Annotated in this window: 15 protein-coding genes and 2 pseudogenes; 10 read left to right on the top strand and 7 right to left on the bottom strand. The window is 62.2% G+C overall.

The window, feature by feature from the left end; translation table 11 throughout:
- Window positions 1-59: 59 nt before the first annotated feature.
- Entirely contained in the window at window positions 60-464 is a 405-nt protein-coding gene (locus tag ASF22_RS24155) for a hypothetical protein (RefSeq protein WP_156630141.1), read from the top strand.
- Between the two features lie 93 nt (window positions 465-557).
- Here the strand turns inward: ASF22_RS24155 and ASF22_RS23380 are convergent, their stop codons facing one another.
- Window positions 558-2018 carry a TniQ family protein gene (locus ASF22_RS23380; RefSeq protein WP_244473818.1) on the bottom strand — a complete coding sequence of 487 codons (1461 nt, stop codon included), beginning with the start codon at window positions 2016-2018 and terminating at the stop codon, window positions 558-560.
- A 250-nt stretch (window positions 2019-2268) separates the two neighbouring features.
- On the opposite strand from ASF22_RS23380, the pseudogene ASF22_RS18495 reads away from it, so the two are divergent.
- From ASF22_RS18495 to ASF22_RS18470, 6 genes and pseudogenes are all read left to right on the top strand, one after another.
- A pseudogene (locus ASF22_RS18495) lies at window positions 2269-3093 on the top strand (ATP-binding protein); the annotation flags it as partial.
- Window positions 3094-3120: 27 nt separating this feature from the next.
- The gene (locus ASF22_RS18490) at window positions 3121-4272 is read left to right on the top strand and encodes a phage portal protein (protein ID WP_056267028.1); all 1152 of its coding nucleotides are present in this window, start codon (window positions 3121-3123) and stop codon (window positions 4270-4272) included.
- A 299-nt stretch (window positions 4273-4571) separates the two neighbouring features.
- The gene (locus ASF22_RS18485; RefSeq protein WP_056267026.1) at window positions 4572-5123 is read left to right on the top strand and encodes an HK97 family phage prohead protease; all 552 of its coding nucleotides are present in this window, start codon (window positions 4572-4574) and stop codon (window positions 5121-5123) included.
- Window positions 5120-6310, top strand: a complete 1191-nt coding sequence (locus tag ASF22_RS18480; protein ID WP_056267023.1) for a phage major capsid protein — start codon at window positions 5120-5122, stop codon at window positions 6308-6310. The genes ASF22_RS18485 and ASF22_RS18480 overlap by 4 nt, the downstream gene beginning before the upstream one ends.
- Before the next feature lie 55 nt (window positions 6311-6365).
- Window positions 6366-8135 (top strand): recombinase family protein, encoded by a 1770-nt coding sequence (locus tag ASF22_RS23375; protein WP_082483811.1) that lies wholly within the window; start codon window positions 6366-6368, stop codon window positions 8133-8135.
- Window positions 8136-8726: 591 nt separating this feature from the next.
- Window positions 8727-9470 (top strand): hypothetical protein, encoded by a 744-nt coding sequence (locus ASF22_RS18470; protein ID WP_156647855.1) that lies wholly within the window; start codon window positions 8727-8729, stop codon window positions 9468-9470.
- 85 nt (window positions 9471-9555) lie between these two features.
- On the opposite strand, the gene ASF22_RS18465 is transcribed toward ASF22_RS18470, so the two are convergent.
- The 3 genes from ASF22_RS18465 to ASF22_RS18455 all read right to left on the bottom strand — a co-directional run bounded on the left by ASF22_RS18465 (window position 9556) and on the right by ASF22_RS18455 (window position 12450).
- Window positions 9556-10188, bottom strand: coding sequence for a 7-cyano-7-deazaguanine synthase (locus ASF22_RS18465; protein ID WP_244474337.1), 633 nt, complete (start codon window positions 10186-10188; stop codon window positions 9556-9558).
- 2 nt (window positions 10189-10190) lie between these two features.
- The gene (locus ASF22_RS18460) at window positions 10191-11351 is read right to left on the bottom strand and encodes a carbohydrate kinase family protein (protein ID WP_056267012.1); all 1161 of its coding nucleotides are present in this window, start codon (window positions 11349-11351) and stop codon (window positions 10191-10193) included.
- 370 nt (window positions 11352-11721) lie between these two features.
- Entirely contained in the window at window positions 11722-12450 is a 729-nt protein-coding gene (locus ASF22_RS18455) for a hypothetical protein (protein WP_156647854.1), read from the bottom strand.
- Between the two features lie 27 nt (window positions 12451-12477).
- Here ASF22_RS18455 and ASF22_RS18450 point away from each other — a divergent pair, with 27 nt between their 5' ends.
- On the top strand, window positions 12478-12789 hold the full coding sequence (locus ASF22_RS18450; RefSeq protein WP_056267009.1) for a helix-turn-helix domain-containing protein: 312 nt from the start codon (window positions 12478-12480) through the stop codon (window positions 12787-12789).
- A 261-nt stretch (window positions 12790-13050) separates the two neighbouring features.
- Window positions 13051-13923: a hypothetical protein gene (locus tag ASF22_RS18445; RefSeq protein WP_156647853.1), complete on the top strand. Its 873-nt coding sequence runs from the start codon at window positions 13051-13053 to the stop codon at window positions 13921-13923.
- Between the two features lie 229 nt (window positions 13924-14152).
- Here the strand turns inward: ASF22_RS18445 and ASF22_RS18440 are convergent, their stop codons facing one another.
- Window positions 14153-14626, bottom strand: coding sequence for a hypothetical protein (locus tag ASF22_RS18440; RefSeq protein WP_056267004.1), 474 nt, complete (start codon window positions 14624-14626; stop codon window positions 14153-14155).
- Window positions 14627-14826: 200 nt separating this feature from the next.
- Between ASF22_RS18440 and ASF22_RS18435 the strand changes: the two genes are divergently transcribed.
- Window positions 14827-16278 (top strand): protein kinase, encoded by a 1452-nt coding sequence (locus ASF22_RS18435; protein WP_082483809.1) that lies wholly within the window; start codon window positions 14827-14829, stop codon window positions 16276-16278.
- 196 nt (window positions 16279-16474) lie between these two features.
- On the opposite strand, the pseudogene ASF22_RS23365 reads toward ASF22_RS18435, so the two are convergent.
- Window positions 16475-17197: pseudogene (locus ASF22_RS23365) on the bottom strand (SDR family NAD(P)-dependent oxidoreductase); the annotation flags it as partial.
- Window positions 17194-17484 (bottom strand): DUF938 domain-containing protein, encoded by a 291-nt coding sequence (locus ASF22_RS18430; RefSeq protein ID WP_056266998.1) that lies wholly within the window; start codon window positions 17482-17484, stop codon window positions 17194-17196. The pseudogene ASF22_RS23365 and the gene ASF22_RS18430, both read right to left, overlap by 4 nt.
- Window positions 17485-17503: the final 19 nt, after the last annotated feature.

Below are 17503 nucleotides of genomic sequence, written 5' to 3'. Positions count from 1 at the left end.
CAATTGACCCTCAATCCTTCGCTACTTATGATACAATTCAGACACCGCGGCAAAGGTCTATGATGAAAAATATTCGTATTAGCACCTCACCTCCGAGTAATCATGAATTTGATGCAGATCATGAAAGCAGTTATTATTGCGACCTTCATCAAGCAGAAACGTGGCTCGAACTTGAAATAATCTCCTCAAACAAATCTATTGAAATATTCCCGGGGTTAGATAAAGTTGAGGCAGTATTTATTACTACGCAATATCTTTTCGATGAAAGACACAAGGAAATCGGCGATATTTTCCAATACATGAGTGAAGATGAGGAGCTTATGTATTATGGGATTGATCACGCTGGAAATGGGAGAATTGAACCTGCCGTAAATGAGGCAGCATGGCATATCGCGAACGCAGGCGAGCCCCTTCCAGACAATCATCGACTAACTCGAATCTCCACTACAAAACGAGCGTGGTAAAAATTATTATTGATTTTTGCTAACATAAAAACATATATATCCAATAATACTACGTCGTTGTACCCTCTATTATACCGAAATTGATGTAATAAATTAATAATCTATTGTCAGTGCTATTAAGTCTGAGATTTCCTCTCGGGAGAACACAAGACTACCTAAACCGGCACTGTTCGCCAACCTAGCGACAGGAGAGATCCTTTGTTGTTTGAGAGATGTAAGTAGCGCATTTAGTAGCGCACCCTTGTCGATCAGCTTATCATATGGAAGTCCGGTCTTCCAAAAATCCTGCATCGGCATCATGCTCCGCGAGAGCTTCGTGATGAATGGTGCATTGGATACGGCTGCGCTTTCGAGTGCGACGACATCTTGAAGCTTTACGTAAGGTCGCTCAGAATAAGACCACCTCGCTCTTGGAAGCACGCCGTCAGGGATCTCGATCAGCATCGCAAAGATGTTTGGCCGAATTCCGAGCCTACGTCTCGCCTCGGAATAAAGCAGGCATGCTTCGAATTCTTTCCGGATGCGGCCGACATCGTGATTATGCAACGCGGTCGGTAGTGCCCTTGCTTCGGGGTCGACCAATTCCCGATAAAGTTTGATCAGGATGTGCCGATCTATTCCAATTTCGCGCTGAGTTTGATGCTTATCGGCGAAGTCAACGTTTTCGTAGCCTGCGCCCAGAAGCTTCGTGGTCGCAGTGACGGGAAGATGCGTTCGCGCAAAGCGGCGGACGAGAGCTAGCAAGGGTCCGTGGCCAAGATCGTCGTTCCCTTTAAGCAACGAGTGTAGCGGATCGAGGAAGGTGTTTATTTGGTCTCGCCCTTTGTCGAACGGCGCTCTTACAGCCATCGCGCTCTCGATTGCCAAGTCGTCCTGCAAGGCGAAGCCGAAGCCGATGCTAGCCAGGGTGGCCATCGGCTTCTCTTCAGGTCTTTGAAGGCCGGCGAGGGCCAGAACGGCTGGGGCCAGAGACACGAAACGCAGGGGGTCGAGCAGTGGAACCGGTGGATGCGGGCGGCCAAGGAGGCGTGAAATATAATATTTGTCCCATTCCCATAGCCGTTCATCTGCCGCTTGGGTTTCCGAGATCAAGTCCTTTCCGCACAAGCAGATGCCTCGTCCGCTATCGATAATAGTGCAGCCGCAGTCGGTGCAGCCGTCAACGAGCGCATTCCCATGTTTTGGGCAACGTTCGATCACCCGAAGGTCCCACCAGCTACGTCGATGGATACCGGTGTTGGAATGTGAAACGAACCTGTCTTCCTCCACGCACCGAGGACACGCACGGATGCTGGACTGCCACTCCTGGTTCCTGAAGGCGGTGGAGCGGAAGGTGGTGAGTTCGCCCCTGCGTTCAAACGTTGCTGCCGCAAGCTGTTGTTGGTCAACGCCGGCGAGTTCGGCAATGGTCGGTGTCATCTTTCCCGCCTTGATCGCAGACCAATTGAGACCGAGTTCCGCCGCGAACTTGCTCGGCCTCGGCTGTCCCATCGCCGTTCCCAAGCGCCGGAACAGGTCGTAGGCCGGCTCGTCAGCGAGGTGCCTAACGCGCACTGGCAAAGATGCTGCCGAGGACAAGTCAGAAATGCCTGTTTACAAACAGCTCCTATAGGTAATAATTATAGTTAATATTCTGTTTCGCATGGACGAAGCAATTTTTGCGGCATGTTTATTTCGAAATGCGTACCCCATGCGGCAGCTTATTTGCGGATTTGCGGTGTTTTCTTTTTATAGACTGAAAATATTGCTTCTTTAAAACAAGCACTTAGCGAAAATTGTGCGGCAGGCTTTTACAGCCCTTACAGCCGACGCCACCTGGGACATGATCCAGTTCGGCCTGCGCCTCGGCCACGCCCCGCGCGGCCTCGTCACCACCACGCCGCGCCCGATCCCGCTCCTGCGCCGACTCCTCGCCGACCCGACCACGGTGGTGAGCCGCTCCCGCACGGCGGACAACGCGCAAAACCTCGCGCCGAGCTTCCTCGACGCCGTGGTGGGGCGCTACGCCGGCACCCGCCTCGGGCGCCAGGAGCTCGACGGCGAGCTCATCGAGGACCGTGCCGACGCCCTGTGGACCCGCGCGGCCCTTGAACACACCCGCGTCGCCCGCGCCCCGGAGGATCTGCGCCGCATCGTCGTGGCGGTGGACCCGCCGGCCACCTCGAAGGCCGGGGCCGATGCCTGCGGCATCGTGGCGACGGGTCTCGCGCCCTCCGGTCACGCCTACGTGCTCGCCGACGCGACCCTCGCCCGGGCGACGCCCGAGGCCTGGGCCGCCGCGGCGCTGGCCCTCTACCATCGCCTCGATGCCGACAGTCTCGTGGTCGAGGTCAACCAGGGCGGCGAGATGGTGACGGCCGTCCTCGCGCAGGTCGACGCGTCCGTGCCGGTGATCCCCGTGCGGGCGACGCGCGGAAAATACCTCCGGGCCGAGCCGGTCTCGGTGCTCTACGCCCAAGGGCGGGTCCACCATGTCGGCGCCCTGCCGGCCCTGGAGGACGAACTCTGCAATTTCGGCCCCGACGGCCTGTCCTCCGGCGCCTCGCCCGACCGCCTCGACGCCCTCGTGTGGGCGCTGACCCACCTCATGCTGCGGGGCTCCGCCGAGCCGCGCATCCGGCGGCTGTGATCCGCCGCCGTTCAGGGGATTTCCATCATGCCCAACCTCTTCACTCGCCTCGCGCGGGCAGCCTTTCCCGTGCCCGAAACGAAGGCCGCGCCCCTCGCGGTGCAGTTCTACGGCGAGGGCCGGGCGGTGTGGACGCCGCGCGAGGGGAGCGCCCTCGCGCGCGAGGGGTTCCAGCGCAACGCCGTGGTCCACCGGGCCGTGCGGCTCGTGGCCGAGGCCGCCGCGTCCCTGCCCCTGGTGCTGGCGGACGCAGGGAACGAGCACCCGCTCCTGCAATTGCTCGCCCGCCCGAACCCGCGCGAGGGCGGGGCGCGGCTCCTCGAATCGGTCTACGGGCACCTCATGGTCTCGGGCAACGCCTACCTGGCGGCCGAGAGTCTGGACGGCACCCCGCGCGAGCTCCACGCCCTGCGCCCGGACCGGATGCGGGTGGTGCCGGGGCCGGACGGCTGGCCCGTGGCCTACGCCTACACGGTGGGGGGCCGCACCCTGCGGTACGACCTCGACCAGGCGGGCGTCGCGCCCATCCTCCACCTCACCCTGTTCCATCCGGGGGACGACCATTACGGCCTCGCCCCCATGGAGGCGGCGGCCACCGCGCTCGACATCCACAACGCCGCCAGCGCCTGGAACAAGGCCCTCCTCGACAACGCCGCCCGGCCCTCGGGCGCCCTCGTCTTCGCCGCGCAGACCGGCGGCACCTTGAGCGAGGCGCAATTCACCCGCCTGAAGGCCGAACTCGAAGCCAACTACCAGGGCGCCGGCAATGCCGGGCGCCCTCTGCTGCTGGAGGGCGGCCTCGACTGGAAGCCCCTGGCCCTCTCGCCGAAGGACATGGATTTCGTCGAGGCGAAGAGTGGTGCGGCCCGCGAGATCGCCCTGGCCTTCGGCGTCCCGCCCCTGTTGCTGGGTCTGCCCGGCGACAACACCCACGCCAATTACGCCGAGGCCAACCGCGCCTTCTACCGCCAGACGGTGATCCCGCTCGTGCGCCGCACGGCCGAATCCCTCGCCCACTGGCTGGAGCCCGCCTTCGGCCCCGCCCGCCTGGAACCCGACCTCGACGCCATCGAGGCCCTCGCGCCCGAACGCGAGTCGTTGTGGCGCCGGGTCGGGGACGCAGAGTTCCTGAGCGACACGGAGAAGCGCGCGGCGGTGGGTTACGGCGCGGCGGGGTGAGCTCGCCCCGACCCTCTCCCTTTGCGGGGGAGGGCGATTGCATTGGGCGTGCGGGGGGCTTCGAAAGTCCCGCCACGCTTTGTCATTCCGGGGCCGCGCAGCGGAACCCGGGCCCCAGAAACACCGGTTTCGCAAATCTTGGCGCTGTCGGCGGCTCTGGATTGCACGCCTCCGGCGCGGCCCTCCGGGTCCGGGTTCGCTCAGCGCGCGATCCGGAATGACACCGGCGCGCCCATGCGATCGCCTTGCTCTGCGGGGGGATGCCCCCAAAAGCCGCTTATCCCGATTGGAGCCCCCCCATGGACGGCCATTTCACCGGCTATGCCAGCCTGTTCGGCGTGCCCGATCTCGGGCGCGACGTGGTGGCGCCGGGCGCGTTCGCCGCGAGCCTCCGCGCCCGGGGGGACTCGGGCGTGCGCATGCTGTGGCAGCACGATCCGGCCGAGCCCGTCGGGCGCTGGCTGTCGCTCACGGAAGATGCGCGCGGCCTGCGCGTCGCGGGGCAACTGAACCTCGCCGTGCAGCGGGCGCGCGAACTCGACGCCCTCCTGCGCGAGGGCGCCCTCGACGGGCTCTCCATCGGGTTCCGCACCGTCAGGGCGAGCCCGGACCGCGGCGGCCTGCGCCGGCTCCACAGCCTCGACCTGTGGGAGATTTCCCTCGTCACCTTCCCGCTCCAGCCCGGCGCGCGCATCGCGGCGAAATCCGCCCCCTCGGAATCCCTGCCCTCGGAATCCCTCCCCTTGGCGCAGGCGCTCCACGCCTTCGCCCGGCGCGTCGCCCCGGCGCGCGCCCATCCGTCCACCCGGCCCGTCGCCGCTCCCTCCCCCCGCGCCAAGAGGTTCGCATGACCGTCCATCACCCCCTCGAAACCAAATCGTTTCCGCTGGAGAACAAGGCCGCCGGCGGCGATCCGGCCGTGGCCCATGCCATGACCGATCTGCAGGGCGCCTTCGCGGCGTTCCGCGAAACCAACGACACCCGGCTGGCCGAGATCGAGGGCCGGCTCGGGACGGACGTGCTGACGGAAGAAAAACTCGCCCGCATCGACGCGGCCCTGGACACCGCTCGCACCCGCCTCGACCGCCTCACCCTCGACGGGCGCCGGGCGCCCCTCGGCGCCGGCAACCCACCCCGGGACGCCGCGGCCACGGAGCACAAGGCGGCCTTCGACCTCTACGTCCGGGCCGGCGAGAGCGGCGGCCTCAAGCGCCTGGAGGAAAAAGCCCTGTCGGCGGGCTCCGGCCCGGATGGCGGCTACCTCGTGCCCGAGACCATCGAGCGCGACGTGCTCACCCGGCTGGCCCGCCTCTCGCCGATCCGGGCGCTCGCCACGGTCCGCACGATCTCGGGCGGGCAGTACAAGCGCGCCGTTTCGGTGACGGAGGCGGTGTCGGGCTGGGTCGCCGAGGCCGCGCCCCGGCCGCAGACCGACGCGCCGACCCTATCGGAGCTGAGCTTCCCCGCCATGGAGCTCTACGCCATGCCGGCGGCGACCCAGACGCTGCTCGACGACGCCATCGTCGACATCGACGCCTGGCTCGCCGACGAGGTCGAGACGGCGTTCGCCGAGCAGGAGGGCACCGCGTTCGTGACCGGCAACGGGATCAGCCGCCCGCGCGGCTTCCTCAGCCACGACACCGTGGCGAATTCCGCCTGGGTCCCGGGCAAGCTCGGGCTCATTGCCACGGGCGCGGCCGGGGCGTTCCCGGCCGCCAACCCGGCCGACGTGCTGTTCGACCTGATCTACGCCCTGCGCGCCGGCTACCGCCAGAACGCCGGCTTCGTCATGAACCGGCGCCTGCAGAGCACGATCCGCAAGATGAAGGACGCCGACGGCAACTACCTTTGGCAGCCGCCCCAGGGGGCCGACCGAAGCGCGACCCTGCTGGGCTTCCCGGTGACGGAGGCCGAGGCCATGCCGGATGCGGGGGCCGGCAGCCTGTCCCTGGCCTTCGGCGATTTCCGCCGCGGCTATCTCGTGGTCGACCGCGCCGGCCTGCGGGTGCTGCGCGACCCCTACTCGGCCAAGCCCTAACGTTTTTTTGATTTGCCACTAATAAGCTTCAACGGCCCGTTGGAGCTGAAACAGCATGTCCGTCAAACACTTAGCATTTAGTTATGTGCGGATGAGCACGGAAAAACAGATCAAAGGTGACAGCCTCCGTCGGCAGTTGGAGTGGGGGCAACAATACGCCAAGACACATAATCTTCTCCTTGATGATGGTCTGCGTGACATTGGTGTCAGTGCTTGGAAGGGCATTAATCGTAAGAAAGGTGCGCTAGGCGAATTTTTGCGCATGGTGGAAACCGGAACAATTACAAGAGGTAGTTTTCTATTAGTCGAGAGCTTAGACCGACTGTCTCGAACTCAAGTCATGGATGCCTTGCAACTTTTCACGGGCATTCTGCGCCGTGGTATCACCATCGTTACGATGGGACCGCCGGAACAGATCTACACTTGGGAGAGCATCAACGGCGATTTTGGGCAACTCATCATCACCCTTACTGTGATGGCCCGAGCGCATGAGGAGAGCCAGCGAAAGAGCGAGCGAATCCGAGCCGCCTTCGCAAACAAGCGTAAACTTAGTCAGCTCGGCGTGCGTACCAATAGCAGCCCACCCCGGTGGATCACCGCCACGCAGATTGCCAAAGGTGAATTCACGTACACTCTCAATGAACGTCTGCCGCTAATTGAATGGATTTTTCAGCGCAGTGCCGATGGCGTGGGTTTTGATCGGATAGCCAAGGAACTCAATGCGCGGAACGAACCCACTCTCAAGCCCAGCACACGCGGATGGTTCTTCACCAGTGTTGCTAATATCGTCCAGAGCCGTGCAGCAATTGGCGAGTATCAACCGCATGAGGGGGTAGATGGCAAGCGCATCCCTCGCGGGGACATCATTGTAGATTATTATCCCAAAGCGGTGAGCGAAGAGCTTTTTCTACGGGCACAGAAAATTACGCATCGTAACCGCATCGGCGGCAGGGGCGGAAAATATTTTACTAATCTTCTCGACGGCATGGCGCAATGCACGCACTGCCGCAGTCGCATGTATATTTTAAATAATAGCCCCAGCGACAAGCAGTATCGGTATCTGGTTTGCTCCGCCAACTATCGCCAGATCGCCGTTGAGGACCAAACACCCGTATGCTCACAGGGAACCATGCGTTTCCGTTACGACCAAGCCGAGCAGTTCATACTCGACAACGTGAGCGAGTTCGGGATCAGCGACATCCTGCAGATGCGCAGAGTTGATGCGGACGTTCAGCAGCGTGAAGAGAAGCTAGCCTCGCTGTCAATAAAACTTGAAGACACTGTCCGCCGCGAAGCCCGGCTTCTCACGGTTCTTGAGAGCGAGGACGTAGACGACCTCCCCGGTATCCTGGCATTGGCTCGGCAACGCACGCAAGAGCGTGAAAAAATCGAAGGATTGATCCGAGCACTCAGACACGAGCGTGATGTTGCAATGGCCAAAAAACGAGGCCTCGACCCAGCAAACGCGATTCAGGCATTGCGCGATGCGTGGCTCACCGCCGAGGACGAGAATGACCGCTATGGGCTGCGAGTACGCTGTAACACCGCCATGAAGGACTTCATCGACAGTATCCAGTTTGACAGCCGCGAAGGCTCCTACACGGCGATCCTTTTCGGCGGCTATCGAGCCTACAAATTTTTCAACATAACCCGCGTACGCAATGCTACTCAGGAACCCCTCGTAGTAGATATGCAGCCGCTCGTTAACACTGGTTTATGGCCCTCCAATCTAAAGCACGCCGAGGCGCGCCAGCTGATACAGCACAATCTTGAAAATACACCAGCAGTTACGACCCAAAATTATCGAAGCGCGAAGTCGAAGTAAAAACTTTTGTTGCTGATAATAAAAATATATTCACAACTGGAGGACATATCTGGTGGTGATGGGCGAGCAGGGCAAGTGCATCGGTTCGATCCCCAATGGCTTCACAGAGTTGCTCAAGGCAGCTAGCTTAGACGGGACAACCGCGGCATCAAACGCACACCATACTCTCAGCGACATTTTCACGTCAGCGAGCAACTGGCTCACGGCGTTGAAGTCATGGACGTGGCACCCAACTGCCGGACGTCACTCTCGATGATCGACAAACACTACGGACGGGTGCGGCTTGAACGAGTGGCGGATCGGCTGCGCCCAAAGTGGACGCGCGCCTGATTTCCGTCCGAAAGTGACCCAAAGCGGGCCTTCGGAACATCCGCTCACCGGCCGTTCGATTGGCCCTTGGTGAAAGAATCAGGGCGAAACGGGCCTGGTGCTTTCCGGGACCGTCCCGCACCGTGGGACAGGTCGGCCCCATGTCGGCTACATCCGCTACAAAGCCCGCAAAATCGCCTCGAACATATCGTCGGGCATCAAAACAACTAAGGCGTAGCAAGGTAGTTTGACGCCGGGATCGCATGTAGGAAAGCGTGGAGGATGAGCTTGAAAGAAGGACTAGGGAACCATCCGTCGGAAGCCGGAGCAACCGCGCGCGACCAGAATGCGATGCCGGCCGACAAGGTGCTGGAGCACCTCTGGAGATACTTTGCCCTGCATGCCCAGCAGCGGGTGTCCGTGTTCAACTTCTTCGTCGTCCTCTCGGGCGTGATCTCGGCTGCCATCGGCGGCGCGCTCCAGGTCGGTGGGCCGCTGAACTTCGTAGTCGTCATCCTAGGTCTCCTCCTTCCACTCCTGTCCTTCGTCTTCTGGAGGCTCGACCAACGCAATTCAGACTTAGTCAAGATCGCGGAGAGAGCCTTGCGGCGGGGCGAGGAGGCTCACCTGCCCAACTACGCGCGCATCTTCGTCCGGGAATCCCTGGCCGGTACCGGCGCCGCCGCAGCCGAGGACCAGATCACCCAGACGAGGTGGACTTTCAGGATGTCGTTCAGGCTGATCTTCGTCGTCATGGGGATCGCCGGTTTCCTAGCGAGCGGCTTTGCCGTCTACCGGTGGATTTCCTATCCAGTGGCCAAGGTCGTGGATTTGCAAAGGGTCGGGACACCGCCCGAGGCTGATTTGGGACCGGTCGTGCCTCCGGCACCGCGGGTCGGATCATCGCAGGAGCCCGGTCTAGAAAGACTGCAGGAAATGAACCGGCCGGGGAGCTCAGCAACAGGGTCCCGTCCGGTCCCCGGGACCGGGCCGACGACTGAGAAGGGCGAGGCTCCATCGCACTGAGCATTGGGTCCCGGTGCTTGAGCCGAACTCAATGTTCCAGTCGCGGATCCGAGATCCTCGCTCCCGTTCGTGACGGCCACCGAGCTTACTCGACCGAGCCTCTACCCGGACGTCGCGATCGCGAATCGCCGTACTCGCCTTCGTCGAGGCAGGCGATGACGTCACGGTGCTTGTGGCAGCCCCTGCAGCTTCCGCACGCCCATTCGCCGGTATGGCAGGAGAACGTCCAACCGAGTACAGATCTCGGTACGGCGGCCTTCCTAACCAGTTCCAACGTCGTCATTCCGAGCGCTGGGGCCACGACCCTAACCCCGGACTGCTGGCTCACGACGCAGTCCATCGCGTCCAGGAACTCCGGACGTCCGTCGGGGTGGGCGTCGTCGCCGACCACCGTGCCTATGATTATCTCACTCAGCGGCTCGGCCGCGTAGGTCATCGCGGCGAGGGTGATCAGCATCTGGTTCCGATAGGGCCAGAACTCCGGAGCGCCGCGCGCCGAAGGGAGCGCGGCGCCCATCGGCGACATTATTCCGTGACCGAATGCGGACAAGTCGACACGTCGGATGTCCAAGGGGATGCCAAGGGCTTCGGCGACGGCCCGCGCAGCCCGCTCCTCACCCTTTGCGGGCCGCTGCCCATAGTCCACGAACAGAGCGCACTCAATCTTGAGCATCGAGGCAAGCGCGGTCGAGTCCAACCCGCCCGTCAGGAGAAGCACCCTCAAAGTGGCACCCACTGAGTTCGGTAGAGGGCGGAGCAGAGATCGGCGCTTCCCGGGACGCCCAGTTTCCCGGCAGCTTCCAGCGCGGCTGGGTCGTCCGCAAACACGACCACGGGCTTCCCGAGTGTCAGGATAGCCCTTAAGGCAGCGGCAGCGGTGCGTCCGTCATCGCAATGCGCGAGTACGATGTCGACCGCCGCCTTATCGACAGATGCTGCGACCAATCCCCAGTCAGCGGGAGAGTAGCTGTCTCCGGGCACGACTGTGGCCCCCAGGTCCCGCAACCCGCGAGCCGCCTCTTCCCAGACCCAACGTCGTGACGCCGTCCTAGTGTCGCAAGCAAGCAGAACCCGGCGACCGCGGGCGTCCGTCCGCCCCGCCGCCCGATGTGGGAGTTCGAACGGTAGTGGGAAAGCCGGGGTCTCGACGTATTGAGCCGTTCGGCGCGAGGCCCGGTCGGCAGCCTCGGCGGCCTGGACCCTGTCGGACATCCAAGCATGTGCGAAGGTCGCGGAGAAGACATCGCCAGACCCGATCTTGTAGACCGAGTCCGTTGGATATGCCGGAACATGTCGCGGCAAGCACGTGCCCTCGAACACGTAGGCCCCGGCCGGGCCGTCCTTAACGACGAGAACCGATGCCGCGGCATCGCGCATCACGTCCGTGGCCGCGTGACTTAAATCGTCCATGCCGGCCATACCGCGCAGCTCGTTCGCATTCAGGATCATCGCCAAGCTCCCCGCCGTCGAGCCGTTGAAGCCGAACGGCGCGGGGTCGGAGCCGGATTGGGGATCGTAGACGGCCCGCGCGGCAGCCACTCTAAAATCCCCTTCGAGGCAGCCGAAGCGCAGAACCTCCTCCCCTTGAAGCGGAACGTTTATCGGGTGTCCCGCCGGAAGCGGGATGATCCGTGGCCGCGCCATTGGATGCAAGTATTCGAAACAAAAGCGCCGCGGACTAGAGTGTACGACAACCCCGATGCCGGCCGGGTTGAAGTTGGCGTCAACATCGTCTCGCAAAGCTTCCGGGTGGAAGGTGTGCAGGACAACTGCGCCGCCGAGACCGGCTACGACCATCGCCGCGCGGCCACCCGAGCCAAAGAGCGCTGTCCGGGCCGGCGTAACACAGGTCTCGACGTAGACGCCGCCGCCGATCAGCAAGCCGCTACCTCCTGATGACGGTGACGTCGATTCGACCGCCGTCCATATGGTCGACATAGGCCCTATAAGGAATGCCTTGCTCCAAGCACCTGATCAGTGTCGCCAAGTCGGGGATGCCGGCGAGGGACCCTACCGTCGCGAGCGTCACCTCATCGACAAGAACGACGCGGGGGTGGCCGCCCGATCTGTCGACACGTACGTCCAGCCATTCCCCCTTGGTGATGCCAGCGGCCGGTCCCGCGATGGTCGTGGCGATCCGTGAGGGGCAGTTCCCGCCCGATCCAAGTCCCTGTGAAGGGCCCCGGTTCGGCGGATTTGGATCGGACCCGCCCATATGCACTAATCTCCCTGCCAGGCGCGACCGCCGCCATCAAAGCGGAGTCGCCCTCGTCTCCGTCCACATTACGGCATCGAGGAGCGAGGATCGCACGTTTATCGCCCTGGCGAAATTGAGAAAGGCCTCTTCAAGGCTTTCGTAGTCTCGGGGAAGCGAGATTGCCTCCGGAAACAGGCCCATTCGCCGGCAAGCCCGGAGAACGTGGACGTCAATGATGGCGACCTCGTCACTGCCGAGGTGGTTTCGCACGATCCAGGAAGCCGTCTTCGGCCCGATGCCTTCGAAGGACATGAGGTCGTTGCGCAAAATTTGCGCAGAGGAAGGGTCCGGCGGCGCGGCGATCATGCGGCGTCGCATGGCGGAGATCCGCATCGCGCGTTGGTTTGGGAAGCGATAGCGACGCAGTCGGCCATCGACGAGTAGGGGCATGGACAAAAGCTTCACGATATCGTCGGCATCGATCTTGGCTTCGAGTTCGAAGACGTCGTTCTGCCTTAGCCAGGTAAAAGCCGCCATGTTGGCTTCGAAGGTGACGCTGTACCCACCGAGGAGGCAGAACCCGATTTCTTCTGTGAGCGTGCTAGCGCCACACGCGAAGCTAGGCACGTCGTCCTGGCCCCACTGACACCGCACAACCCAATAGGCCGGCGTCCCGGCAAAATCCGGGCTACCCCAGGGGACCCCGCGTACGACCTCTTCCGCGCCGTCCGGCATCGCGATCAGCCGTGCCGTTTCTCCATGTCCAGCCCAAACCGCCTGCATCGCTGCGAACTCCTTGTGGTTTTATGCATGTTCCTGCATAAAATCGCAATGGATAAGTCCTTTGCACAGATCCGCATGGCGGCGACGATCTCGCAAAGCGGGTTATCTGAGGCGCAAGTGGCAGCGGTTCTCGGTGTCAGCCAGTCGACCGTCTCGCGGCTAAGGAACTGCCTAATCCAAAAGGTTGAAAAATATCAGGTAGTCCTGGACCGCCACCTCGGTGAATCGCCGTCCGACGGCACCAGCGAGTTCCAAGATTTATTTGCTATGGCGACGCTGTCTCCCCCACTGCGGGATGCGCTGATCGCGATCAGGCGGCTTATGCAGAAAAACGCATAGGCGATAGGTGTGTTGCCGGTTCTTACGAGCACGATCGGGCGGCTTCCCTTGATGGCCACCTTAATGCACTATCCAGGTCTCGCGTGCCCCAACCGGGCGCGTCCTCTCGCTGCGCATCGGGCCGGTGCGGCGTCGTTTGGATGATCGATGCCGCAGCCGAGTTCGCGCGGGCCCCGCCCGATATCCGTCGGAGGCAAGGTCGTCATCGAGGGACCGCTTGTGGTTCCGTCCTACTCAAGCAAGGCGCTCCCGAGGATCGCGGTGGACACCGCGCTGGATATGACCGTCGACTACATCGTCAGCCCTGTCCTCGTGAGCGCGTATGACATCCGCCACCACGCAGTCGATCTAAACCGATTCCGGGTCCCACTGATCATCGTAGACAGCGGTGGCTACGAGAAGCTGGTCGACGAGGAGGGCCAGCGCAGGGGAGGAAATCCCGACTATGCCGCCTTCGATTGGTCCCCGGAGCTGTACACCGAGACTTTGGGGGGGATCGAGATCGACGTTCCCGTCATCGCGGTCAGCTACGACCGCACGTCCCTGCCCATTGAACGGCAAATCGAGGCCGCCCTGGATGCGCGGCCGCCGGGTTTCGGGAGCGCGTTTCTCCTTAAGCCAATGGACAAGGAACCTCTAACGATTGAGTCCGTGGCAAAGCACGTCCCCCGGCTCGACAGCTTTGACATCATCGGCATCACGGAGAAGGAGGCCGGCTCCTCGCTCATCGAACGGCTTATGTTTATCGCGCGCCTGCGTACCCTCCTCGATGAGCACGGAGTCGACAAGCCGGTTCACGTCTTCGGCGCCTTGGATCCGTTCATGACGCCTCTATACTTCCTAGCCGGCGCCGATATCGTCGATGGCCTGACGTGGCTCCGCTTTGAGTTCTCGGATGACGGCGCCCGTTATCTCCAGTCGCGGGCCGCCTTTGCCGATCCAACGGCGACGATCAAGGATGCTGAATGGCAAATTCGGCGCGCTAACTACGTCCGCGCCGTGGACATGCAGATCGCTTTTCGACGGTACCTCCGCTCTGGCCGGTATGCGGACCTATCCAAAAGCACCGATCTCGTAGAGGCCATCACCAAGATCCACGGGACACTGCGATCCGTGTCGCACCCGACCCGCTGAACTCAGGACGCGAAGTTAAACGTCCGCTCTCGGGTGTTGAGCCAGCTTCTACTCCTGGCGCTAAACATTGATGACGTACGGCTTGGCTGGGTGGTTTTAGGCTGGTCCGCTTTACGGAGCGGGAAGGAATAAAACAGCCGTTCGATCAACGTCTGAGATTGCGCCGGAACCACTCCAAACGCTTTCGTTTCGTATTGAAGTTTGCGCTTCGGGTAGACTGGCACGAGATCTAGGCGATCAAGGCAGCAAACCGCTCGGTGAAATCGATTGCTCCTGGCGCGTTCTTCCACGCTCCCCACGCGATGTGCGCGCACTTACCCGAAGTCTGAACTCGGGCATCGTAGAGCGGCCTGACGGCCCCCGCATTCAGCATAACGGCTGCATGGATGCGATAGTTGGCGTTCCAGCGGACCGCCATGAAGCTGTCCGATCCGGCGAGCTTGTTCGGCGTCAAGGTGACCCGGGGAAAGGCACCATCCGTGCCGAGCAAGCGCGATTTCACTTCGATTCTGCCGTACTCTGGCGACACGATATCGTGGCCCTTCGCGTTCCGTTCGGCGACAGTGCCGCCCGTGCAAAGCGCGGTCAGCATCTCCGCCAGCTTGTCGAGGCTGATGACGGAATGCCGTCGCATGCAAGACGCGCCTTGGATGATGCGATGCATCTCCAGCGTATCGGACAGGAGCTGGGTGTCGGGCGGCATCTGATCTCCGAGTGGTCACGCCCCCCCCCCTTGCAGAAGACCCATCGGACTGCAATCGCGTGGCTTCGACCTGGACCAAGCAGGCGACCCGTGGGCCCGGTCGGCGACACTTTCCGACTGCACTCGCCATGCGAGACGACGTCTCGCCCGCATGCACGTGAATATATGTGTTCGGCGCAGCGATCTGATATCAGGACAGCATGGGAACGACCGCGAAACGACGCCCAGGCGACAAGCTGGGCAATTGGACCTTGAAGGAGTTGATTGGGAGTGGAGGCAACGGTTACGTCTGGCGGGTCGAGCCGGCCAACGGAAGTGGCAAGGACTGCGCGCTTAAGCTGCTGAAGCGCACTGACGCCAAGATCTTCGCTCGATTTATGTCAGAGATCGGCGCGCTCAAGCTGGCACATCACGTCCCCGGCATCGTTCCCCTCTTGGACGAGGACCTGAACTTCCGGAGCAGTGCGGGACCACGCTGGTATGTGATGCCGCTCGCGTCCCCGGCAGGAAAAGCAATTGACGGAGTGGACGTCGTCGGAGTGGTCAACGCGTTCGTGCCGCTTGCCCGGACCCTGTCGGACTTGCACGGCCTCGGCATTCACCATCGGGACATCAAGCTGCCGAACCTCCTGTACCTGGGAGGACGCCTCTGCTTCTCGGATTTCGGTCTGGTAAAATATCCCGGGCGCCCGGACCTGACGCCGGCGAAGCACGATCTCGGCCCGAAATTTCTCCTGGCTCCGGAGATGCGCCGCGATGCGTCGACCGCCGCCGGTACACCCGCGGATGTCTATTCGTTCGCGAAAACGCTCTGGGTTGCCTTGACTGGTATCAAGCTCGCATTCGACGGGCAGTACGTGCCCGGCGGTGGTCTGGGGCTCGGGCGATTCCATCCCGAGTCCTTTTTTGGGCCGCTCGAAGACCTCCTCGCGCAGTGCACAGTCGACGATCCAACGCTTCGCCCCCGCATGGTTGAGGTCGAGGCCTGCCTCGCCGACTGGGTCGCGATGATGGCTGATTTTCAAGACCGGAACCTCAAGGAATGGGTGAGCATCCAGCATCGCCTCTTTCCGGCAGGGTTCCCGGAGCGCGCCGTCTGGACGGGATCCGACGAGATCCGTGCCGTCCTTAGGCTTGCGGCGGGCACGGGCAGCCTCAATCACGTCATGCTACCGAGCGGAGGCGGTCATGACCTCACCGGGGTCGCCCTTGCATCCGAGTCGGACCTCATAATGCTGAACCTCGGGATGCAATTCATCCTGAAACCGAAGTCGTTAAGTTTCGAATCCTTCGGACCTGGCTCGTCGTGGAACTACTTCCGGCTCGAAGCGGAGCCGATCCCGCCCAGCGGAACGCCGGGTGCGGTCGTGACGTCCGATGGGATCGAGGAGCTGATCTGCGAATTCCCGTCCGGCACTTACGTCACCTTTGATGCATGGGAAATGGGCGAGTACCAAGACCAGCCGCTCCCGAAGGGAGCTCGACCCCTCATCCGGATCCTGAAGGGTGCATTCCTGATCGTCGCCAAGGGCTCCTGGTACAACGCGGTTCCGGATACCTACGATGCCCGACATGGACGCGTAAGCGGCGACGCCTTTAGGGCCTACATCGCGCCCTATGCCGAGAAATATCCCGAGCCCCCCTCCCCGTAGCCCTGGCAATGGCGATGTCCGCTTTCGGTAACCGCGCGGCGGCTCGTGTACGGCCATGTAGGGTCGGGTGCGGAATGACCGCCTCCCGAACAGGCAGCCAACTTCCGCTTATGGCGCATGTCGACAGTGATCCCAGCTCCGAACGATCGCATGGCGTCGCCCCGGGCATCCGTTCGGGCCAAAACCGCGCATATCCAGGGATCTTCGAAACATCCCAAGTGAAGACGCCGCCGGTGTCATCTGCCCCTAGGTCGTTTAGCACGCGCAGGAGATGCACTGCGCTTTCCTCCGGCGAGAAGACGCTGTCCGCAGTCGGGTCTGGCCGGAAGGGCTGCGACAGGCCGGAGGCGACTGTGCCCGGATGCAGGCCCACGATGATCGCCTCGGGTCAACTGCGGGCGACCTCGATCGAGAGCGTTCGCAAGATCTGGTTCAACGCGGCCTTCGAGGCGCGGTAGGTGTACCACCCGCCAAGCCAATTATCGCCAATTGATCCGGCCCGTGCTGACAAAGCTGCAAACACGCATCGCCCCCGTCGCGCCAGCAGGGGCACGAAATGCTTAGCAACGAGCGCAGGGCCCATCGTGTTGACCGCGAAGACAGAGGCCATTGCGACGGGATCCAGCAATTTGAACGCTTCTCGGGTGAGACGCCCTCTTGATGAAATGATGCCGGTGGCGACGATGACCATGCCAACAGGTCCAGCCTCACCGACCTTGGCCGCGGCCGCAGCAATTATCGCTTCGTCGCTCAGATCGATGGGCTGGGTTCGGACGCCTTGCCGGCAATATGCCCCTGAGCGGGAAAGCGCAAAGACCGCCGCGTAGGCTTTTCTCTCGGCGAGCGCGGAAATCAAGGCCGCGCCGATGCCGCCGGACGCACCGATGACGACCGCGCTGGTTGAGTGCGATGCGGTCAAGGCAAGGCCTCGCTGCCGGTCGCTGCGTACCGGCACGCCTTATGGAAGATCAAGCTGAGGTTGTTGGCCGGCATCGCGACGCGCTCGGCCAGATGCGGCTGGTGCGCTCTCCCGGCAGTCACAGCAGCCTCGAGGTTGTGGATACCCCAGGAGGCCTTCCTCGCTCGCAGGCGGTCATCGAACGTGGCGTTACTCGGCGCGGTGTGTGCGCCATGCTCCCGGAAAGGACCGTACAGGTGGAGGATACTGCCCTTAGCGAGCGCCGCGTCCGCGCTAGCTATCAGCACAAAGGCGTCGACAGAGGTA

The sequence above is a fragment of the Methylobacterium sp. Leaf87 genome (assembly GCF_001422775.1).
Lineage (GTDB): Bacteria > Pseudomonadota > Alphaproteobacteria > Rhizobiales > Beijerinckiaceae > Methylobacterium.
Note: the sequence above shows the minus strand (reverse complement) of the source record. Positions and strands in the feature narration are given on the sequence as shown.